Source organism: Variovorax sp. PvP013 (genome assembly GCF_050435945.1).
GTDB lineage: Bacteria > Pseudomonadota > Gammaproteobacteria > Burkholderiales > Burkholderiaceae_C > Variovorax.
In genome coordinates this window covers 816,464-836,634 of sequence record NZ_JBNDLF010000001.1, presented here as the reverse complement: position 1 = coordinate 836,634, position 20,171 = coordinate 816,464, and the positions used below count along the sequence as shown (strand labels likewise).

Below are 20,171 nucleotides of genomic sequence, written 5' to 3'. Positions count from 1 at the left end.
GCGGTTCAGTCCTTCTTCCTGCGGTAGAGCGCCTGCACGACGGCCTGGATGTCGCGACGCGGTCCGAAGCCCATCGCGGTGATCCGGTAGACCTTGGGCGCCGGGCCCGACAGGTCGCCCAGCAGTTCCCGGTCGTCGACGGCCTCGACGACGTAGCGCGGCGCCATCGCCGGCCGCACGCCTTGCTCGACGCCCGCGCCGCTGGCGAAGGTGCGGCCGGTGAAGTCGCCGAAGCCGGCCGTGCGGGTGGTGTCGGTGAAGTCCACGTCCTGCCAGACCGGCTTGCCCGCGAGCTTCTGCACGCACAGCCCCCGGTTCCTGGGGCCGGTGCCGCAGCCTTCGACGAAATCGATGCCCGCGCCGTCGGCGAAGGCGTCGGCGCGCGCGACCGCACCGGCCGGACCGTCGATGTCGCGGATGGCGTCGGCCAGACCGGCGTCGGCGGCCTGGAGCGCCGACTGCGCGTCGCGGTCGTTGCGCGCGCCGCGTTCGTTCATCGTCGCGATCTGCGCCGCGCCGATGCCCAGGATCGAGACCAGCAGCAGCAACTGCAGCACGACGATCAGCGACAGACCGCGCTGCGCCGGCGCGGTTGGAATCCGTGCGCGCCTCATGGCAGGTCCTGCCGGTTGCGCAGGTGGACGGTGAACGCCGCGGTCCGGCGCAGTCGTCCATCGGCCTCCGGCACGAAGCGGGTGCCCGGGTCGTCCGTGGAGGACATGGCTTCGCCCAGCGGATACAGCGTGGGTCTCGACGTCCGGTCCTGTACCGCACCCGGCAGGCCGCGCAGCACCATGCCGATGCGCAGGGACCGCACGCGCGACCAGTTCTCTCGCGTCGCCGCGTCGTCGCCGGCCACCACCAGCTGATCGGCGCGCAGGTAGCGTTCCGCGACGCCGTCGGCCGGGGTGGCGGCCGGCGTCTTCGCGTTCGGCTGCACGCCGTCGACGCCGTAGAGCACCTGGAAGCTCTCGACGCCCTGGACGGTCGGTTGCGGCGGGCCCAGCGTCGCCCCGGACGCGCCCATCGTCCCGGCCGCGCACATCAGCGAGGGTTCGGCGTCGTTGCCGACGGCGACGTAGAACACGCTGACGCTCCGGTCGATGCGCTCGGCCGGGGGCGTCTTCACCGCGTCGCCCATGCAGTCGAGGGTGGCGTGATCGGTCTCGCCGGCGCCCGGCGCGCGCGCGGCGGCCTGGGTGCGCAGCACGAGGACGTCGCCGCCCTGGCGGCAGGACGCGCCGGCCGACGCCGTGCAGCCGCTGGCGCGGCTGCCGTTCACGCCCGCCGGGCCGAGGGCGTCGTCGTAGCCCTGGACGTCGCTCGGCGACGACGGCGCTCCCGCGAGGGGGAGGACGGTATGCCGCGTCTGCACGGCGTGGTCGTCCGCCAGATAACCGCTCTGGGCGGCGATCCGCTGCACGAGATCGACGGCGAAGCGCGTGTTGTCCTGCAGCTGGCCGACGGCGTCCACACCCTGGAAGCCGCGCCGCGTGGCCAGCAGGGCGGTCACGGCGGCGAGCACGACGACCAGCGCCAGGACCAGCGTCACCATCAGCTCGATCAGCGTGAGGCCGTGGTCGCGCCGCTTCACGGTGTCACCCCCGCCATCACCGGCACCGACACCGATGGGCGGCTGTCGGTGTCGTCGACGCGGTCGAATGCCGCGCCGCCGGTGCGGGAGCGGTCGGTGCTCGCGCGGCGCCATCCGAGCTTGATCTGCAGGACGTCGCCCGTGCCGCTGCAGCGCCAGACCGGCAGGCCGTCGCCGTCGTAGGGTTGCTCGTCGAAGCAGACCGTGACGCGCGCATCGGGCAGGCCGCCCTCCGGGGCGAACACGCGCTGCAGCCATTCGCCGATGTCCCACGCCGCGACCTGCTCCGGCGTGGCGCAGGTTGCGGTCACGCAGTCGGCCGTGGTGCCGGCCGGTGCCGCGCGCGTGCGCGACTGCAGGTAGGGGTTCGATCCGGGACTGCGGCGCAGGGCGACGACGGGGTTGCCGCGCATCCGCTCGGCCAAGTCCGTGGCGAGCCGCACGGCGCTCGCCTGCAGCCGTGCCTCGCGGTTGTTGCGCAGCGCGGTGGCCTGCAGGCCCGCCATGCCCAGCAGACCGAACGACAGGATGACGATCGAGACGAGGACCTCGATCAGCGTCGAGCCGGCCGCCTCCCGCGGCCGACGATGGCTTCTTTGTCGCACACGTTTCCCCAGCTTCTTGGTGCCGCCTCCCTGGATGGCGACTTGTGCGGGGGATTCTGGCCGCCCTCGGGGGCCGTTTCGCGCCGCCCGGCGAGGGCTGGGCGCCATTCGGCGGCCGGGCTCAGATGTCCTTGAGCAGCTGGCGGAACTCGTCGACGTCCTCGAAGCTGCGATAGACCGAGGCGAATCGCACGTAGGCGACCTTGTCCATGCCTTCGAGCTCGCGCATGACGAGGCCGCCGACATCGGTCGTGGCGATCTCGCGCAAGCCGCTCGAAAGCAGTTGCTGCTCGATGCGCAGCAATGCCCCGTCGATCTGTTCGATGCCCACCGGGCGCTTGCGCAGCGCCAGCATCATCGAGGCGCGCACCTTCTTCGAGTCGAAGTCGGCGCGGCTGCCGTCCTTCTTGACGACGACGGGAAAGCCCACGTCGGGGCGTTCATAGGTGGTGAAGCGCTTGTCGCAGGCGCCGCACTGGCGGCGGCGTCGCACGAAGTCGCCGTCCTCCGAGACGCGGGTCTCGACGACCTGCGTCTCGGCATGACGGCAGAACGGGCACTTCATGCGGTCGTGCCGGGCACGGCGGTCAGCGGTAGACCGGGAACCGGCTCGTGAGCGCGTGCACCTTGGCGCGGACCGCCTCGATGTTGGCGGCGTCGCGCGGGTTCTCCAGCACGTCGGCGATCAGGTTGGCCGTCAGGCGCGCTTCCTCGTCCTTGAAGCCGCGCGTGGTCATGGCCGGCGTGCCGATGCGCACGCCGCTGGTGACCATCGGCTTCTCGGGATCGTTGGGGATCGCGTTCTTGTTGATGGTCATGTGGGCGCTGCCCAGCACGGCCTCGGCTTCCTTGCCGGTGATGCCCTTGGCGCGCAGGTCGACCAGCATGACGTGGCTCTCGGTGCGGCCGCTGACGATGCGCAGGCCGCGCTCGGTCAGCGTGTCGGCCACGATCTGCGCGTTCTTCACGACCTGCTGCTGGTAGGCCTTGAACTCCGGCGCCATGGCTTCCTTGAAGGCCACCGCCTTGGCCGCGATCACGTGCATCAGCGGGCCGCCCTGCAGGCCGGGGAAGATGGCGCTGTTGATCGCCTTCTCGTGCTGCGACTTCATCAGGATGATGCCGCCGCGCGGGCCGCGCAGGCTCTTGTGCGTGGTCGAGGTGACGACGTCGGCGTGCGGTACCGGGTTGGGGTACACGCCCGCGGCCACCAGGCCGGCGTAGTGGGCGATGTCGACCATGAAGATCGCGCCGACGTCCTTGGCGACCTTGGCGAAGCGCTCGAAGTCGATGTGCAGCGAGTAGGCCGAGGCGCCCGCGATGATCAGCTTGGGACGGTGCTCGTGCGCCTTGCGCTCCATCGCGTCGTAGTCGATGGCTTCGTTGGCGTCCAGGCCGTAGCTCACGACGTTGAACCACTTGCCGCTCATGTTGAGGGGCATGCCGTGCGTGAGGTGGCCGCCCTCGGCCAGGCTCATGCCCATGATGGTGTCGCCGGGCTTGAGGAAGGCCAGGAACACGGCCTCGTTGGCCGAGGCGCCGCAGTGCGGCTGCACGTTGGCCGCGTCGGCGCCGAAGATCCGCTTGACGCGGTCGATGGCCAGCTGCTCGGCCACGTCGACGTGCTCGCAGCCGCCGTAGTAGCGCTTGCCGGGGTAGCCCTCGGCGTACTTGTTGGTGAGCTGGGAGCCCTGGGCGGCCATCACGGCGGGCGAGGCGTAGTTCTCGCTCGCGATCAGTTCGATGTGGTGTTCCTGGCGAGCGTTCTCGGCCTGGATGGCGGCGAAGAGTTCGGGGTCGGTCTGTTCGACCAGGATGTCGCGGTGGTACATGGCAGTCCTTTGAAGACGGTGGTCCTTGTTCTTCAAGCAAACAAGGGCTGCCCAGGCGAACGGCTGAACACCCGTCCGTTCATGGAGGGGCGGCACGCTTCCCAGTGGTGTTCCACGTCAGCGCCATCCGCCGGAAAAGGGGCGGCGCCTATCGCCAGTCGCGCACCCGACGAGTGTAGCCGAGGGCCCCATGACCGTCCGGCGGCACGGGCTCTCAGAAATCGGACAGCAGCGCGACCTTCTGCGGAACCGGCGCGGGTGCCGAAGCCGGCAACGGTGCCGCGTCGGCCTTGGCCGTCGGTGGCGTCGCGGCCGGGATTGCCTGGGCGCGCAGCAGCGGTGGGTTGGTCGTCGGCACGGAGGCGCCGCCGGCGACCTGGCGCAGCCGCTCGTGTTCGGCCAGCACCTTCGCGGCATAGCCACCGTCGCCCTCGAGGTTGGCGGCGCCGACGTAGTAGCGCAGACCGGCTTCCAGCGAGCCCGCACGGGCGATGCATTCCTGCAGCACCTTGACGCCCACGCGCATGTTGGTCACGGGGTCGAAGGCGGTGAGCGAACCGCCGGCGCGCTCGTACTTGTCGACGTGCACGCGCGTCATGACCTGCATCAGGCCCTGGGCACCGACGTGGCTCTGCGCGAACGGGTTGAAGCTCGACTCGACGGCCATGATCGCCAGGATCAGCGTCGGGTCGAGCTTGGTGCGCTTGCCGAGCGAATAGGCTTCGGACACCAGAACGCTCAACGGCTCGGCCGCCACGCGGTATTTCTTGCTCAGCCAGTAGGCCACCGCGGCTTGCGACTTGGGCAGTTCGTGCGGGCTGGCCGCGGTCGTGCGGTCGATGGCGGTGGGTTCCGGCGCCGTGGCATCGACCACCACGACCGGCTTGCGCGATTCGAGCCAGCCCATCAAGTGCTGCTCGCCGGTGGCGCGCAGGTCGGGGCGCGCCGTGAGGGCGAGCACGGCGAACACCGTCGCCAGGCCGACCAGCGCGGAACCGTTGTGGGTGATCTCGAAGAAACCGTCGACCACGTCGGACCCGAAGGTCCTGAGCCCTCGGCCCGTGGTCTTCAACGCCTCGTTCATCGCTTTCCTTTCGGTGCGGAGCTCCGGGGCACGGCGCACTTCGAGGAAGGACGACGGTCTCGGGGCAGGGCACTTGGATTGGCAAAAGCCAGGTCCGCGCGAGGACATCTTGGGAGTGAGCGCGGTCGCCTGACGGAGCCGACGTACGTTGTGGTCGGCAGCGGAGCCTGATGCTCTAGTACTTAGGTTGTACCGAGTGATTGGGCGACAGGCATTCTAAAAAGCTCTAAATAACGAGTCAAGAATAAAGAAATCTTTCTTTATGCATATAAATGACTTTCGTGTAGGCGCAGGCGACATGGGCTTGACATCGCCGTGACATCGGGACCCCGACGGCTTTGCGGCAAACTCGACCGATGGACGTGTCTTCGGTGAAACAGAACAAATGGGTACGACGCGGCGCGTTCGCGCTGATGGCGGTGCTCGCGACGGGGCTGCTGCTGTGGTTGGCGGTACCGCCGCTGCTGAAGGGTCAGCTGGAGCGCATCGGCAGCGAGAAGCTCGGCCGGGCGGTGACGGTCGAGCGGGTCGATTTCAAGCCTTGGACGCTCGAACTCAGCCTGGAAAACCTGCGCATCGCCGGGGCCGAGGGCGCCGAGCCGCAGCTGACGATCCGGCGCATCTACGCGAACGCGGAACTGCAGTCGATCGTGCGCCTCGGGCCGGTCATCGACGCCGTCGCGATCGAGGCGCCGGCCGTGCGGCTCACGCACCTCGCGGACGGCCGCTACGACGTCGACGACATCCTGGCGAAACTCGCCGCCGGCCCGGAAAAACCCGCCGGCGACCCGCTGCGCTTCGCGATCCACAACATCACCGTCTCGGAAGGATCGGTCGATTTCGATGACCGGACGGTCGGCCGCACACACGAACTGCGCGACTTCCGGCTCGACGTGCCGTTCCTGAGCAACTTCGGTGCGTTGCGCGACGTCGTGACCGAGCCCCGGCTGGCCTTCGTGCTCGACGGCAGCACGTTCGACTCCAGGGCGTCGAGCACGCCCTTCGCCGAGACGCGCAAGACCGACGCCAGCCTCGTCGTCAAGGACCTCGACCTCGCGCCCTACCTCGGCTACCTGCCGGCCGGGCTGCCCGTGCGCCTGCAGGCCGGGCGGCTCGACGCCGACCTGCGCATCGATTTCGAGCGCAGCGGCGGTTCCAGCCTGCGCATCGGCGGCACCGTGGCGGCGCGCGGCGCGAAGTTCGCCGATGCGCGCGCCAACGAACTGCTGAGCTTCGATTCGTTGAAGGTGACGCTGGCCGACGTGCGGCCGCTCGAAGGCGTGATCCACCTCGGCGAGGTCGCGCTCGCAGCACCGCGACTGAAGCTGGTGCGCGATGCGGCCGGCCGGCTCGAACTGCTGGCGACCGATCCGGCCACCGGCGCCACCCGCCCGGTCGCGACCCCGCGTCCGGCGGCCAGCGCCGCCGACCCGGCCGCGGTGCCGGCCGCCAAGCCCGCCCTGCGCGTGCAGGTCGACAGGGTCGCGCTCACCGGCGGCCACGTCGGCTGGCGCGACGAGACCACGCGTCCGGCGGCCGTCGTCGATGTCGACGAGCTCGCCCTCGACGTCGCCGCCATCGCCTGGCCGATGACGACGCCGGCGCGTTTCGAAGGCTCGGCCGCCGTCGGCGGCGCGCCGCTCAAGTTCGATGGCGAGGCCACCGACAAGGTCGCCCGCGCGCGCGCCGAGGTCGCCGACCTGCCGCTGTCGCTGGCCGCGCCGTACTTGGCGCAGAGCCTGGTGCCGACGCTCGACGGCAAGCTCGGCGGACAGGTCGACGTGGCCTGGGACGTGACCGCGACGCCGGCGCGGCTGACGCTGAAGGCGCCCCGCCTGACGGCCGACGGCCTGGCCCTGACCCAGGGCAAGACCGCGCTGGCGAGCGCCGGCCGCTTCGAACTGGTCGACGCCGAGGTCGACCTGGCCGACCACACGCTCGCCATCGCCTCGGCGACGGCCATCGCACCCAAGGTCCGCGTCGAGCGCGACAACGAGCGGCGCTGGATGTTCGAGCGCTGGCTGCGCACCTCCGACCGGCCCGACGCCGCCCGCGCCCCGGTCGCCGCGGCCAAGCCCGCCGTGGCCGCCGCCGCGCCGCCGTCGGGCGCCGACACCCGGCCGTGGCGGCTCTCGCTGGGCGCGCTGGCGGTCGACGGCGGGACGGTGTCCTATGCCGACGCGGCGGGCAGCGCGCCGGTGGCCGTCGAGGTCACGGCGCTGACGCTGGCGGCGCAGAAAATCGCGCCCGGCAGCGCGAACGTCTCGCCGGTGCGGCTGTCGGCCCGCATCGCGGCCGGCCGCGCCGATGCCGGGCGCCTCGACTATCAGGGCAACGTCGTGCTGCAGCCGCTCTCGGCCGAGGGCCGGCTCGACGTCGGCGGCTTCCCGGCGCACGCCTTCAAGGCCTACTACGGTGATCCGCTCAACGTCGACATCCGCCGCGCGTTCGCCAGCTACCAGGGCACGGTGCGCTTCGCGAGCGCCGCGTCGGGCATCACCCTGCGGCTGGCGGGCGACACCGCCGTCGAGGATTTCCGCGCCAACAGCGCCTCCCTCACGCAACCCGGCGCGCCGGGACTGGAGCGCGGCAACGACCGGCTGCTGAGCTGGAAGTCGCTCAACCTGCGCGGCTTCCAACTGGCGCTGGCGCCGGGCGCGCCGCTCTCGCTCGACGTGCGCGAGACCACGCTCACCGACTTCTTCGCCCGCGTCATCGTCGACCCGACCGGGCGCGTCAACCTGCTCGATCTGGGGCGTGGCAGCAAGTCGACGCCGAGCGCGCCGGTCGCGGCCGGCGCGGCGCCGCCGGGGGCGGTGGCCGTCACGCAGCAGCGCCTGCCCGACGGCGAGACCGTGACCCTCGCGGCGCCGGCCGCGCCCGCCGCATCGGGCGCGAGCGCCGCCGCCCCCACGGCGGGCGTCGCGTCCGCGAAGACCACCACGGCGGCGGCGTCCGGCCCGGCGGCCGTCCTGCGCTTCGGCCCGATGCGCCTGGTCAACGGCAAGATCGACTTCACCGACCTGTTCGTCAAGCCCAACTACTCGGCCGACCTGAGCGAGCTGACCGGCAAGCTGAGCGCCTTCACCTCGCGCCCCGGCGAGAAGGCCGAGATGGCCGACCTCGAACTGCGCGGCAAGGCGCAGCAGACGGCCTCGCTGGAGATCGTCGGCAAGATCAATCCGGTGGCCAAGCCGCTGGAACTGGACATCACCGCGCGCATGCGCGACCTCGACCTGGCGCCGCTCACGCCGTACTCGGTGCGCTTCGCCGGCCACGGCATCGAGCGCGGCAAGCTGAGCATGGACATCAACTACCGCATCTCGCCCGACGGCCGGCTCGCCGCGACCAACAAGCTGGTGCTCAACCAGCTGCGCTTCGGCGAGGCCGTGGAGGGCGCGCCCAACAGCCTGCCGGTGCGGCTGGCGGTGGCGTTGCTGGCCGACCGCAACGGCGTGATCGACGTCGACGTGCCCATCAGCGGTTCGCTCAACGATCCGCAGTTCAGCGTCGGCTCGCTGATCATGCGGGCCCTCGGCAACCTGATCGTCAAGGCCGTGACGTCGCCGTTCAGCCTCATCGCCCGTGGCCTGAGCGGCGGCGGCGGCGCCGGCGAGGCCAGCGTGGTGACGTTCGACACCGGCAGCGCGGTGCTCCCGGCGGCGGCGAAGGAGAGCCTCGACGGCATCGCCAAGGGCCTGCTGGAGCGGCCCACCCTGCAGATGACCGTGGTGGGCACGTCCAATCTGGCGATGGAGCGCGAGGGCTACAAGCGCCAGCGCCTGCGTCAGCTCGCGCAGGCCGAAAAGCGCCGGGCGGCGGCCCGCTCGGGCGAGGACGCGGCCGACGTGGCGCCGCTGACCGACGCCGAGTACCCGGCGCTGCTCGCTGCCGTCTACAAGCGCTCGGAGGTGACCAAGCCGCGCAACCTGATCGGTCTGGCCAAGGACCTGCCGGTGGCGGAGATGGAAGCGCTGCTGCTGGCCGACATCGCCGTCGACGAGGAGTCGATGCGCCAGCTCGCCGTGGCGCGCGGCGCGGTCGTGCGCGACCATCTGCTGGCTCAGAAGCTGCCCAGCGAGCGGCTTTTCATCGGCGCGGCGCGCGTCCGCACGGCGGCGGAGGAGGGCTGGAAACCCTCTGCCCAGCTCAATCTGGCGACCCGATGAAGACGGGGGGCCTCCGGTCGGTGAAAATGACGCCATTCACCGGCCGTCCGACCCCGGGACCGGCCCGGTTTTCCCTTCCATCCAGACAACGATTCAGCAGCGCGCAGTGACTTCCAATTCCTCCAAGCACCAAGACATCCCGTCCCTCGACGCCCTGACCGGCGGCGCCTTCACCGCGCCGACGTCGGGCGAGAGAGCCCAGCGCATCCGCGACTGGCTCGCGACGAATCCCACGACCGAGCAGATGCAGGGGGTGTTCAAGGAGCTGAGCGGCCGCGACAAGGGCGCCGCCCGGCTGCTGCGCGAGAAGCTCGACGAGATCAAGCGCGCCAAGGGCCAGGAGGCCATCGGCGCCGAATGGGCCGCCAAGGCCGAGACGCTCCTGGGCCAGTCCAAGCTCAACATCGCCGATGCGATGGCCTGGCAGCGCGATGCGGCCCGTGCCGGCGCGCCGCTGTCGCGCGAGCCGCTCGCCGGACTCAAGAACCGCCTGGCCGAGCGCGTCAAGAGCATCGAGGACCTGCAGCACCGCGCCCAGGTGCAGCGCGAGGCCGCCGTGCTGCTGGCGCAACGCTTCGAGGTGCTGTCCACCAAGGGCTGGCGCAACGCCCAGGCCGCCGAGGAAGCCCTGCGCGGCGACGTCGCCCACTGGCAGCAGCAGGTCGGCGAACTCGCCGGCGATCCCAACTGGAGCAGCCTCGACGCCCGCTTCGCGCCGCAGCTCGAGGCCTCCAAGGCCCAGTTGCTGGTGGTGTCGGACGCGTTCCACGTCGCGCTGGCCCAGACCGTCACGGCCGCCGCCGATGCCGCCGCGCCGCTGCCGCCGGTGCCCGTCTGGGCCGACGAGCTGCGCGCCGCGCGCGGACTGCCGACCGAAGCCGCCACGCACGCCGCCGCCACGGCCGCCGCGTCGGCCCCGGTGAAGACCGTCAAGACCGGATCGGCCAAGGCCGATCCCGAGAAGTTCGCCGCCGCGCAGACCGCCGTGGAGGGCGCGCTCGCCACGCTGGAGAAGGAAACGGCCGAGGGCCATGGCAAGGCCAGCGCCGGTGCCGCCGCCGCGCTGCGCGCCGTGCTCAAGGATCACGGCAAGCTGGTCGAGCCACCGCTGGAGGCGCGCGTGCATGCCGCGCTGGTCGCCGCCGGCGAACTCGAGGGCTGGCAGCGCTGGAGCGCCGACAAGGTGCGCGAGGAACTGGTCGCCAAGGCCGAGGGCCTGCTCAAGCGCCCCGAGGGCCAGGCCTTGGGCGGCCGCAAGATTCAGGAGAGCCTGCGCGCCCTGCGCGACCAGTGGAAGCAGGCCGACCAGGGCGGCATGCCCAACCACGCGCTGTGGAAACGCTTCGACGAAGCCTGCAACGAGGCGCACAAGGTCGTCGAGGCCTGGCTCGACAAGGTTCGTGCCGATGCCGCGGAGCACCGCGCCCATCGTCTTGCGTTGATCGAAGAGGTCAAGGCCTGGGCGGCCGAGCACGCCGACGCCGCCGACCTGAAGGCGCACAACCGCGCGCTGCACCAGTTCGCCGATCGCTGGCGCGACGCCGGCCACGTCGGCGAGAAGCTCTTCGCCGAGCTGCAGCCGCAGTGGAACGAGGCCTTCGGTGCCGCTCGCGCGCCGTTCGAGGCCGCCCAGAAGGCCAGCGTCGAGCGCCGTCAGGCCATGATCGCCGAGGCGGTCGAGCTGGGCGCCGCGCCGGTGCTGCGCATCGACGCCGTCAAGGCATTGCAGCAGCGCTGGCAGGCCGAGGCGCAGGGCGTGCCGCTCGACCGCCGCCACGAACAGAAGATGTGGGACGCCTTCCGCGCCCCCATCGACGAGGCCTTCAACCGCAAGACGGCCGAGCGCGAGAAGGCGTCGTCCGCCATGAGCGAGCACGACCGCCACGTGCTCGACGCCTCGAAGGCGCTGGAGGCGGCCAACGCCACCGGCGACGCGCAGAAGATCCGCGCCGCCATCGCGCGTCTCGAGGGCGCCATGCGCGGCGAGGCACCGCCGCCGGCGCCACCGGCACCCGCCGTGTCGACACCGCCGGCACCCGTGTCGGACAGCGACGGTCCCCCGGTCGGTGCGACCGAGGTCGTGGCCCCGGGTCAGGCCGCCGCCGAATTCGGCGAAGGCGCCCACGTGCAGCCGAGCGCCCAGGAAGCGGCCGTGCCGGCACCGCTGGAATCCGTCGAAGGCGAAGACGCGCCGGCGCCCGCCGCGGCGTCCGGCCCGGTCGACCTGATCGCCCCGGCCGACAGCTCCGACGCCGGCGCGCGCGCCGATGCCGGCGACAACGCGGCGGGTGCCGTGCCCGACGCGGCTCCCGCGCCGGTGGCGCCGCCCAAGCCGCCCGTCAAGGCGGTGGTGGCGCGGCGTGGCGACGACCGTCCCGCCACGCGCAAGGCCGAGGCGGTGCCCGCCGGTCGCGATGGCCGCTTCGGCGGCGATCGCCGCGACGGCCGCAGCGGCCCCGGTGGCCGGCCCAACGACCGTGGACCGCGTCCGGACGGCGGTCGCTCCGACGCCCGGGGTGGCCCGGGTGCCGGTCGCTTCGGCGATCGTCCCCCGCGCTTCGAGGATCGCGGCCCGCGTCTGGGCGACGCGGCCTTCCGCGCCCAGCGCGAGGCCCTGGAGCATGCCGAGATGTCGCTGCGCAAGCTCGCCGCGCAAGCGCACGGCGAAGCGCTCACGCAACTGCTCGGCGCCTGGGAGAAGCGCGATGCGGCCCAGCTGCCGAGCGTGCAGGAACTCGGCCGCGCCGTGTCGCCGTCGGTGCGCGGCAGCTGGTCGCAGGCCCTCGGTGCGGCGCCCGCCGCGTCCGCCGATGCCGCTTCCGAAGCGCTGCTGCGCCTGGAGATGGCCGCCGAGGTGCCGACTCCGGCCGACCAGATCGATGCCCGCCGCGCGCTGCAGCTCAAGCTGCTGACCCGCCGTGGCGACCCGGCGCCGGTCCAGACCTGGGGCGAGGACGCCGGCAAGGTGCTCGCCACCTCGCACGATGCGAACGCGGCGCGCCGCCTGCAGAACGCGCTGAAGGCGCTGCTGCGCAAGTAGACGGTCTGGCTCGGCCAGCGGGAACTCGACCAAGGTCTTACGCCTTTCCGAAAGACGACGACCGCGAAGGCGGCTCGATGGCTGTTGCAGGCCGCCGAGCCGCTTCTTTGTTCAGTCTCTCGCGGGTTCGAAGAACGCGTCGAACAAGGCCCGCACGGTCGGAAACTCGCGTTTGAAGACCGGCCGGTTCACGAAATAGGCCTCGCAGGCCACGGCGAAGAACTCGCTGATCGATTCGGCGCCATAGGCGTCGAGCCAGGGCGTCGCACCGCCGAAGCGCTCGGCGATCACGGTGCGCTCATGGAAGTCGTCGAAGGCCGGTCGCAGCACGGCCATCCAGGCCGCTCGTGCATCGCGCGCGCTCGCCGTGCCCAGGAAGCCCGGCGGCAGGGGCGGGCAGCCGTCAGCCTCGCCGCCGCGCATGTCAATCTTGTGGACGAACTCGTGGACGACGACGTTGTAGCCGGCGACCGAGCCGCTCGCGAGCACGTCCTGCCAGCTGAGCATCACCGGACCGCGGTCCATCGCCTCGCCGGCGACCACCTCGTCGTACTCGTGCACCACGCCCGCCTCGTCGGTGGTGCGACGCCGCGCCACCACTTCGGAGGCGTGGACGACGATGCCGACGAAGTCGTCGTACCAGGCGAGGCCGCCGTCGAGGTGCAGCACCGGCAGCACCGCCTGCGCCGCGATCGCCAGCGCGACCTCGTCGGTGATCGTGAAACCGCGCGCGCCGTGGAATTCCTTGTCGCGCAGGAACTCCGCGCTCAGAGCGCGCAGCCGGACGAGGTCGTCGGCGTCGCGGTCGGCGAGGAACGGGTAGCGCGCCAGCGTGGCGTGCCAGAGCGCGTCGGCGATGTCAGGAGCGGCGCGAAGGCCACGGAGCCAGCGGAACATGGCCGACCGGCTCAGCGCACGTCGACGCGCTGCGCCCCCACGGCCGACAGACACAGCAACTGTGCACGCGGCGGGTCGGCGGCGGCGTCCCAGTCGCTCAGGACGATGCGGCGGAAGGCGCCCATCGCGTCCATCGAGTGATCGGCCGGACGATGCGTGTGGCCGTGGATGAGCGTGTGCGAGCGCGTCTGTCGCAGCCAAGCGAGCGCGGCTGGCGTGTCGACATCGGCCCAGACGGCATCGGGATCGCGCTTGCGGTCCTCGCTGCGGGTGCGCATCGAGCGGCCGAGCGCACGGCGTTCCGCCAGCGGCCGGGCGAGGAAGTCGCGCTGCCACTCGGGCGAGCGGACGCGTTCGCGGAATGCGAGGTACTCGGTGTCGGCCAGGCAGAGGAGATCGCCGTGCGAGAGCAGCCAGCGTTCACGCTGGAAGATCAGCACGGTCGGATCGTCGACGAGCGTCATGCCGCACCGCGCCGCGAAGTCCGCGCCGACGAGGAAGTCGCGATTGCCGTGCATGAAGAACAGTGGCCTGCGCTCGGCGGCCTGCCGCAGGATGTCGGCGCATTCGGCCTCGAAGCCTGCCGCGTCCGCCGCGTCGTCGCCCACCCACAGCTCGAACAGGTCGCCCAGGAAGAAGACCGCATCGGCCGGGGTGGTCTCCAGGTAGCCGCGCCAGGCCTCGAAGGTCGCGGGCTCCGAGGCCTGCAGGTGCAGGTCGGAGAGCAGGTCGACGGTGCGCCAGGCCGCGGGCGCGACGATCTCGGCGAAGGGGTGGCCGGGCATGCCGTCGTCTCGCGGAAGCCTTACTCCGACAGGATGGTGGCTTTCTCGATCACCACGTCCTCGAGCGGCACGTCGTCGTGGAAGCCCTTGCGGCCGGTCTTGACGGCCTTGATCTTGTCGACCACGTCCGTGCCGCCGACGACCTTGCCGAACACGGCATAGCCCCAGCCCTGCGCCGACGGCGCGGTGTGGTTGAGGAAACCGTTGTTGGCGATGTTGATGAAGAACTGGGCGGTGGCCGAGTGCGGCGCGCTGGTGCGGGCCATGGCGACGGTGTAGGTGTCGTTCTTCAGGCCGTTGTTGGCCTCGTTCTCGATCTCGCCGGCCGTCGGCTTCTGCTGCATGCCGGGTTCGAAGCCGCCGCCCTGGACCATGAAACCCGGGATCACGCGGTGGAACACGGTGTTGTCGTAGTGGCCCTTCTTGACGTAGGCGAGGAAGTTCTCGACCGACTTGGGCGCCTTGGCGCGATCGAGTTCGAGCGTGATCGTGCCGTGGTTCTTGATGCTGAGTTCGACTTGGGGGTTGCTCATGGAAAGAAGCTCCTTCGTTATTTCGCCACGACGGTGGCGGACTGGATGGTGATGGGTTCGACCGGCACGTTCTGCATGCGGCCCTGGCCGGCGGTGCGCACCGCGCGGATCTTGTCGACCACCTCGGCGCCCGAGACGACCTTGCCGAAGACCGTGTAGCCGTGGCCGTCGGGGTTGGGCGCGTCGAGGTTGGCGTTGTCCTTCACGTTGATGAAAAACTGCGAGGTGGCGGAGTCGGGGTTGGCGGTGCGTGCCATGGCGACGGTGTAGCGCTCGTTCTTCAGGCCATTGCCCGCCTCGAGCGGGACCGGCGCGCGCGTGGGCTTCTCCTTGAAGTCGGCCGTGTAGCCGCCGCCCTGGATCATGAAGCCGTCGATCACGCGATGGAACACCGTGCCGTCGTAGTGCCTGTCGCGCACGTACTGCAGGAAGTTGGCGACCGTCTTCGGGGCCTTGTCGGGCGCGAGTTCGAGCACGATGTCGCCGGCCGAGGTCGCCAGCTTGACGCGCGGCGCGGCGCCCTGGGCCAGGACGGGTCCGGTCAGTGCGAGCGAGAAGGCCAGGAGGGCGGTGGCGCGCAGGACGATGCGGCGCGAGCGGCGGACGTACGACGAGGTGGACAAAGGCATGGACGGGACCTGATGGGATCGGAAGCGAGCCGGCGGAGACGAAGCCGGCTCAGCGATTGTTGTTCGGGACGCGGCGGGGCACCGGCGTGGCCGGGGGCAGGGCCCCCGAGGCGGGTGTCGCGAAGACCTGGCGCAGCGATGCGAGCTTGGGTGCGATCGTGGAATTGGCCGGTGCGAGCTTCTGCGCGCGGTCGTAGGTCTGGGCCGCCAGACGGGCGTACACGTCGCCGAGGTTCTCGTAGGCGGTCGAATAGGCGGGACTGAGCCGGATGGCGGTCTCCAGCGCGTCTCGGGCGCGTTCGAACTGGCTCTGCTGCGCGTAGAGCGCGGCGAGGTTGTTGTAGGGCTCGGGCAGCTCGGGGAAGTCCTGCGTGAGCTGCGTGAAGGCGAGCGTGGCATCGGCGGTGCGGCCCTGCTCGGTCAGGATCACGCCGCGCAGGAAGCGCATCTGCGGATCGCGCGGTTTGCCGGCGATGTAGGCGTCGGCCTTGGCCAGCGCCTCGGTGGGCGAACCCTGGCGCAGCAGCCGGTTGACGTCGCCGTAGTCGTCGGCGTGCGCGGCCAGCGCCAGGAGCGAGAGCACCGGAAACATCAGCGCGGCGGCCGACCGCCTCAGGGCGGCGCCGGACGCGAAGGAAGAGAGGGCGGCGTGCTTCATGGAGTCTCGAGGAAAGCGGCGTGCGCGGGAGTGAGAAAGACGACGCGGGCGGTGGGAGCAAGGCCCGGACGGAACCCGGAGGCCGGCCCGTCGAGGGCCGTTTATACTGGTCGGATTGTAGCCGAGGGGCCATGCCCAACCCCTCGTGCCGAGACCTCCCCCCACCTCTGAAAAACCGATCGCACGCCTGCTCCCGGCCAGGTGCGAATTGACGCTTCCCGAATCCCATGAGTTTGCGCATCTACAACACGCTGTCGCGTGAAATGCAGGAGTTTTCTCCGATGCAGCCCGGCCGTGTGCGCATGTATGTTTGCGGCATGACGGTGTACGACTTCTGCCACATCGGACACGCCCGTTCGATGGTCGCGTTCGACGTCGTGCAGCGCTGGCTGCGCACGAGCGGCCTGGACGTGACCTACGTGCGCAACATCACCGACATCGACGACAAGATCATCCGCCGCGCGGTGGAGAACGGCGAGACCGTGCGTTCGCTGACCGACCGCATGATCCGGGCGCTCCACGAGGACGCCGACGCGCTGGGTATCGAACGGCCTACGCACGAACCGCGCGCCACCGATCATGTTGCGCAGATGCTTTCGATGATCGGCACGCTGGAGGAGAAGGGACTGGCCTACCGCACGCCGTCCGGGGACGTGAACTACGCGGTGCGCAAGTTCGCGGGCTACGGACGTCTGAGCGGCAAGTCGCTCGACGAACTCCATGCGGGCGAACGCGTCGCCGTCCTCGGCGGCAAGGACGACCCGCTCGACTTCGTGCTCTGGAAGGGCGCCAAGCCCGAGGAACCGCAGGAAGTGAAGTGGGCGAGCGACTTCGGCTCCGGGCGGCCCGGCTGGCACATCGAGTGCTCGGCCATGGCCTGCGCGCTGCTGGGCGAGACCATCGACATCCACGGCGGCGGCGCCGACCTGCAGTTCCCGCACCACGAGAACGAGATCGCGCAGAGCGAGGGCGCGAGCGGTCACCCGCTCGCGCGCTACTGGATGCACAACGGCTTCATCAACGTCGACGACGAGAAGATGTCCAAGAGCCTGGGCAACTTCTTCCTCATTCGCGACGTGCTCAAGAGCTTCGACCCGGAGACCGTGCGCTTCTTCGTCCTGCGCGCGCACTACCGCAGTCCGCTCAACTACAGCGACGCGCACCTGAACGACGCGCGTGCCTCGCTCAAGCGGCTCTACACGGCGCTGCACGGCGTGACGCCGGAGCCGCTGACGCCGGCGTCGATCGACTGGTCCGAGGGACACGCCGCGCGCTTCAAGGCCGCCATGGACGAGGACTTCAGCACGCCCGAGGCCGTGGCGGTGCTGTTCGACCTGGCCGGCGAGGTCAACCGCACGCGCTCGGCGCCCCTGGCCGGCCTGCTGCGCGCGCTGGGCGGCTGCGTCGGCATCCTGCAGGACGACCCGCAGCGCTTCCTGCAGGCCGGCAGCATGCTCGACGATGCCGCCATCCAGGCACTCATCGGCCGGCGGGCCGAGGCCAAGGCGAACCGCGACTTCGCGGCGGCCGATCGCATCCGCGCCGAGCTGCTCGCCCAGGGCATCGTGCTCAAGGATTCCGCCAGTGGCACCACCTGGGCCACCGCGCAGTGAAGACACCCATCTCCCAGGTCGTCCTGGCGGCGACCGACATCCCGGTGCGGGTCATCACGCCCGACTACTGGGAGGAGGCCTGCCGCCATCTCTCGAAGAAGGACCGCGTGATGAAGCGGTTGATCCCGCAGTTCGGCGACGCGTGCCTCGAATCGCGCGGGGATGCCTTCATCACATTGGCGCGCAGCATCGTCGGCCAGCAGATCTCCGTGAAGGCGGCGCAGGCGGTGTGGGATCGCTTCGCCCGGCTGCCGAGCGACATGACGCCTGACAGCGTCCTGAAGCTGCGGGTCGACGACATGCGCGCGGCCGGTCTGTCGGCGCGCAAGGTCGAGTACCTCGTCGACCTGGCGATCCATTTCAATTCGGGTGCCGTGCACATCGACGCCTGGCAGGACATGACCGACGAGATGATCGTCGAGGAGCTGGTGGCGATCCGCGGCATCGGTCGCTGGACGGCCGAGATGTTCCTCATCTTCCATCTGATGCGGCCCAACGTCCTGCCGCTGGACGACGTCGGCCTCATCAACGGCGTGAGCCGAAACTACTTCTCGGGCGAGCCGGTGAGTCGCTCCGATCTGCGCGAGGTGGGGGTCGCCTGGGCCCCCTATTGCAGCGTGGCGACTTGGTATATTTGGCGGTCGCTCGACCCGGTGCCGGTCGCGTACTGACCACAACAAGGAGAAGACGTTGGCCAAACGAACCTTCCTGGACTTCGAGCAGCCCATCGCGGAACTCGAAGGCAAGATCGAGGAACTGCGCTACGTGCAGACCGAATCCGCCGTCGACATCTCCGACGAGATTGACCAGCTCGGCAAGAAGAGCCAGCAGCTCACCAAGGACATCTACAGCGACCTGACGCCCTGGAAAATCACCAAGATCGCCCGGCATCCGGAACGCCCCTACACGCTCGACTACATCCACGAGATCTTCACCGATTTCGTCGAACTGCACGGCGACCGGCACTTCGCCGACGACCTGTCGATCGTCGGCGGTCTGGCTCGCTTCAACGGCACGCCCTGCATGGTGCTGGGTCACCAGAAGGGTCGTGACACCCGGGAACGCACGCTGCGCAACTTCGGCATGAGCAAGCCCGAGGGCTATCGCAAGGCATTGCGTCTGATGAAGACGGCGGAGAAGTTCAAGCTGCCCGTGTTCACCTTCGTCGACACGCCCGGTGCCTATCCCGGCATCGACGCCGAGGAGCGCGGCCAGTCCGAAGCAATCGGCCGCAACATCTTCGAGATGGCGCAACTGGAGGTGCCGGTCATCGTGACGATCATCGGCGAGGGTGGCTCCGGCGGTGCATTGGCGATCTCGGTGGGCGACCAGCTGGTGATGCTGCAGTACTCGATCTACTCGGTCATCAGTCCCGAAGGATGCGCGTCGATCCTCTGGAAGACCAGCGACAAGGCGCAGGAAGCCGCCGATGCGCTGGGCATCACGGCACACCGCCTCAAGGCGCTGGGCCTGGTCGACAAGATCGTCAACGAGCCGGTGGGCGGGGCGCATCGCGACCACCGCCAGATGGCCGCATTCCTGAAACGCGCGCTCAACGACGCCTTCCGCCAGGTGAGCGACCTGCCGGTGAAGGAACTCCTCGCGCGGCGTTACGAGCGGCTGCAGGGCTACGGCCGCTTCTCGGACACCAAGACCGAGAACGCGCGCTGAGCGACGCGCGGTGCGCGGCATGCGCATCCGCGATTCCGTTCAACTCGCCACACGCGATGCCGCTGTCCAACCCCGCGTATCGCGCGTTGCTCGATTGGACGATTTCTGCAGATGAACCCCACCCCGGGATTTTCGTAGGCATTGCCTACAGCGGCGGAGCGGACTCCACGGCTTTGCTGCATGCCGCGGCACACCGTTGGCCGGGAAGGGTGCAGGCACTGCACGTGCATCACGGATTGCAAGCCGCGGCCGACGATTTCCAGCGTCATTGCGCGGCCGCCTGCGCCGCACTGGACGTTCCCCTGCACACGGGCCGTGTCGACGCACGTCATCGGCCGGGGGAAAGTCCGGAAGACGCCGCGCGGCGTGCCCGCTACCTGACGCTCGCCGATCTGGCCCGGTCGCGAGGTCTTTCGCACGTGCTGCTGGCCCAGCATGCCGACGATCAGGTCGAGACGATGCTGATCGCGCTCGGGCGCGGCGCCGGTCTCGACGGACTGGCGGGCATGCCGCGCGAGATGCAACGCCACGGCGTCGTCTTCCATCGGCCCCTGCTCGACGTGCGCGCCGATGCCCTGCGACGGTGGCTGCGCGAGACGGGAGTCTCCTTCGTCGAGGATCCGAGCAACGTCGACGAGCGCTACACCCGCAACCGCATCCGCGCGCGCCTGATGCCCGTGCTGGACGAAGTGCTGCCGCAGTTCCGCGAGACCTTCGCCCGCTCCGCGCGCAATGCCGCGCGGGCTTCTCGACTGCTCACGGCCGTCGCGATCGACGACCTGGCCGCGACCGGCACGCCGCCCGCCATCGACGCTCTGCGGCGCCTGCCCGAGGAACGCCGTGCCAACGCGCTGCGGCACTGGCTGCGCAGCGCTCACGACGCGGTGCCCAGCGAGGCCCAACTGCGCCAGCTCCTCGTGCAGGTGCAGGCGTGCAGCACGCGCGGCCATGGCATCCGTCTCAAGGTGGCCGACGGCTTCGTCGAGCGCGAGGGGGAGAAACTGCGTTGGTACAATGCCGCGCCTTCTCCCTGACCCTCGGCCCCGCGTCGATGCGGCCGA

At 70.4% G+C, this 20,171-nt stretch carries 17 protein-coding genes and 1 riboswitch; of the genes, 6 read left to right on the top strand and 11 right to left on the bottom strand.

The features are described 5' to 3' along the window. Positions 1–5: 5 nt before the first annotated feature. The 6 genes from ABID77_RS04020 to ABID77_RS03995 form a co-directional block, all read right to left on the bottom strand. Entirely contained in the window at positions 6–614 is a 609-nt protein-coding gene (locus tag ABID77_RS04020; protein WP_429591213.1) for a pilus assembly PilX family protein, read from the bottom strand. Then, positions 611–1,594: a PilW family protein gene (locus ABID77_RS04015; protein ID WP_429591210.1), complete on the bottom strand. Its 984-nt coding sequence runs from the start codon at positions 1,592–1,594 to the stop codon at positions 611–613. Before ABID77_RS04015 ends, ABID77_RS04020 begins: the two co-directional genes overlap by 4 nt. Next, a complete protein-coding gene (pilV, locus tag ABID77_RS04010) occupies positions 1,591–2,199 on the bottom strand; it encodes a type IV pilus modification protein PilV (protein WP_429591207.1) in 609 nt (202 codons plus the stop codon). The genes ABID77_RS04015 and pilV overlap by 4 nt, the downstream gene beginning before the upstream one ends. A gap of 121 nt (positions 2,200–2,320) precedes the next feature. Next, positions 2,321–2,764 carry a transcriptional regulator NrdR gene (gene nrdR, locus ABID77_RS04005; protein WP_429591205.1) on the bottom strand — a complete coding sequence of 148 codons (444 nt, stop codon included), beginning with the start codon at positions 2,762–2,764 and terminating at the stop codon, positions 2,321–2,323. A 22-nt stretch (positions 2,765–2,786) separates the two neighbouring features. Next, positions 2,787–4,031, bottom strand: a complete 1,245-nt coding sequence (gene glyA / locus ABID77_RS04000) for a serine hydroxymethyltransferase (RefSeq protein ID WP_429591202.1) — start codon at positions 4,029–4,031, stop codon at positions 2,787–2,789. A gap of 42 nt (positions 4,032–4,073) precedes the next feature. Next, a riboswitch (ZMP/ZTP riboswitch) is annotated at positions 4,074–4,203 on the bottom strand. 42 nt (positions 4,204–4,245) lie between these two features. Next, a complete protein-coding gene (locus tag ABID77_RS03995; RefSeq protein WP_429591199.1) occupies positions 4,246–5,115 on the bottom strand; it encodes a transglycosylase SLT domain-containing protein in 870 nt (289 codons plus the stop codon). 356 nt (positions 5,116–5,471) lie between these two features. Here ABID77_RS03995 and ABID77_RS03990 point away from each other — a divergent pair, with 356 nt between their 5' ends. After that, a complete protein-coding gene (locus tag ABID77_RS03990; protein WP_429591196.1) occupies positions 5,472–9,284 on the top strand; it encodes a DUF748 domain-containing protein in 3,813 nt (1,270 codons plus the stop codon). A gap of 106 nt (positions 9,285–9,390) precedes the next feature. Continuing rightward, complete coding sequence (locus ABID77_RS03985) at positions 9,391–12,324, top strand: DUF349 domain-containing protein (protein WP_429591193.1); 2,934 nt, start codon at positions 9,391–9,393, stop codon at positions 12,322–12,324. A 111-nt stretch (positions 12,325–12,435) separates the two neighbouring features. On the opposite strand, the gene ABID77_RS03980 is transcribed toward ABID77_RS03985, so the two are convergent. Genes ABID77_RS03980 through ABID77_RS03960 form a run of 5 tightly spaced genes read right to left on the bottom strand, consistent with a single transcriptional unit; the run spans position 12,436 to position 15,826 of the window. Next, positions 12,436–13,221 (bottom strand): zinc-dependent peptidase, encoded by a 786-nt coding sequence (locus ABID77_RS03980; protein WP_429591190.1) that lies wholly within the window; start codon positions 13,219–13,221, stop codon positions 12,436–12,438. A gap of 11 nt (positions 13,222–13,232) precedes the next feature. Continuing rightward, entirely contained in the window at positions 13,233–14,006 is a 774-nt protein-coding gene (locus tag ABID77_RS03975; protein WP_429591187.1) for a UDP-2,3-diacylglucosamine diphosphatase, read from the bottom strand. Positions 14,007–14,026: 20 nt separating this feature from the next. After that, positions 14,027–14,539 carry a peptidylprolyl isomerase gene (locus ABID77_RS03970; RefSeq protein WP_429591185.1) on the bottom strand — a complete coding sequence of 171 codons (513 nt, stop codon included), beginning with the start codon at positions 14,537–14,539 and terminating at the stop codon, positions 14,027–14,029. A gap of 17 nt (positions 14,540–14,556) precedes the next feature. Continuing rightward, positions 14,557–15,168 carry a peptidylprolyl isomerase gene (locus ABID77_RS03965; RefSeq protein ID WP_429591182.1) on the bottom strand — a complete coding sequence of 204 codons (612 nt, stop codon included), beginning with the start codon at positions 15,166–15,168 and terminating at the stop codon, positions 14,557–14,559. A gap of 49 nt (positions 15,169–15,217) precedes the next feature. Further along, a complete protein-coding gene (locus tag ABID77_RS03960) occupies positions 15,218–15,826 on the bottom strand; it encodes a tetratricopeptide repeat protein (RefSeq protein WP_429591179.1) in 609 nt (202 codons plus the stop codon). 227 nt (positions 15,827–16,053) lie between these two features. Between ABID77_RS03960 and cysS the strand changes: the two genes are divergently transcribed. From cysS to tilS, 4 genes are read left to right on the top strand one after another with little or no spacing between them, the layout of a single operon-like run. Beyond that, the gene (gene cysS, locus ABID77_RS03955; protein ID WP_429591176.1) at positions 16,054–17,439 is read left to right on the top strand and encodes a cysteine--tRNA ligase; all 1,386 of its coding nucleotides are present in this window, start codon (positions 16,054–16,056) and stop codon (positions 17,437–17,439) included. Positions 17,440–17,462: 23 nt separating this feature from the next. Beyond that, the gene (locus ABID77_RS03950) at positions 17,463–18,110 is read left to right on the top strand and encodes a DNA-3-methyladenine glycosylase family protein (RefSeq protein ID WP_429593273.1); all 648 of its coding nucleotides are present in this window, start codon (positions 17,463–17,465) and stop codon (positions 18,108–18,110) included. Positions 18,111–18,129: 19 nt separating this feature from the next. After that, positions 18,130–19,110 (top strand): acetyl-CoA carboxylase carboxyltransferase subunit alpha, encoded by a 981-nt coding sequence (locus ABID77_RS03945; protein ID WP_429591173.1) that lies wholly within the window; start codon positions 18,130–18,132, stop codon positions 19,108–19,110. A 56-nt stretch (positions 19,111–19,166) separates the two neighbouring features. Beyond that, on the top strand, positions 19,167–20,144 hold the full coding sequence (gene tilS / locus ABID77_RS03940) for a tRNA lysidine(34) synthetase TilS (protein WP_429591170.1): 978 nt from the start codon (positions 19,167–19,169) through the stop codon (positions 20,142–20,144). The last annotated feature ends 27 nt before the right edge of the window (positions 20,145–20,171 follow it).

What these genes read in the sequence shown, in the direction of transcription:
- ABID77_RS04020 (WP_429591213.1), bottom strand. Translation starts at nt 614, where the DNA reads ATGAGGCGCGCACGGATTCCAACCGCGCCGGCGCAGCGCGGTCTGTCG.
- glyA (WP_429591202.1), bottom strand. Translation starts at nt 4,031, where the DNA reads ATGTACCACCGCGACATCCTGGTCGAACAGACCGACCCCGAACTCTTC.
- nrdR (WP_429591205.1), bottom strand. Translation starts at nt 2,764, where the DNA reads ATGAAGTGCCCGTTCTGCCGTCATGCCGAGACGCAGGTCGTCGAGACC.
- ABID77_RS03965 (WP_429591182.1), bottom strand. Translation starts at nt 15,168, where the DNA reads ATGCCTTTGTCCACCTCGTCGTACGTCCGCCGCTCGCGCCGCATCGTC.
- ABID77_RS03980 (WP_429591190.1), bottom strand. Translation starts at nt 13,221, where the DNA reads ATGTTCCGCTGGCTCCGTGGCCTTCGCGCCGCTCCTGACATCGCCGAC.
- ABID77_RS03975 (WP_429591187.1), bottom strand. Translation starts at nt 14,006, where the DNA reads ATGCCCGGCCACCCCTTCGCCGAGATCGTCGCGCCCGCGGCCTGGCGC.
- ABID77_RS03960 (WP_429591179.1), bottom strand. Translation starts at nt 15,826, where the DNA reads ATGAAGCACGCCGCCCTCTCTTCCTTCGCGTCCGGCGCCGCCCTGAGG.
- tilS (WP_429591170.1), top strand. Translation starts at nt 19,167, where the DNA reads ATGCCGCTGTCCAACCCCGCGTATCGCGCGTTGCTCGATTGGACGATT.
- ABID77_RS03970 (WP_429591185.1), bottom strand. Translation starts at nt 14,539, where the DNA reads ATGAGCAACCCCCAAGTCGAACTCAGCATCAAGAACCACGGCACGATC.
- ABID77_RS03990 (WP_429591196.1), top strand. Translation starts at nt 5,472, where the DNA reads ATGGACGTGTCTTCGGTGAAACAGAACAAATGGGTACGACGCGGCGCG.
- cysS (WP_429591176.1), top strand. Translation starts at nt 16,054, where the DNA reads ATGAGTTTGCGCATCTACAACACGCTGTCGCGTGAAATGCAGGAGTTT.
- ABID77_RS03995 (WP_429591199.1), bottom strand. Translation starts at nt 5,115, where the DNA reads ATGAACGAGGCGTTGAAGACCACGGGCCGAGGGCTCAGGACCTTCGGG.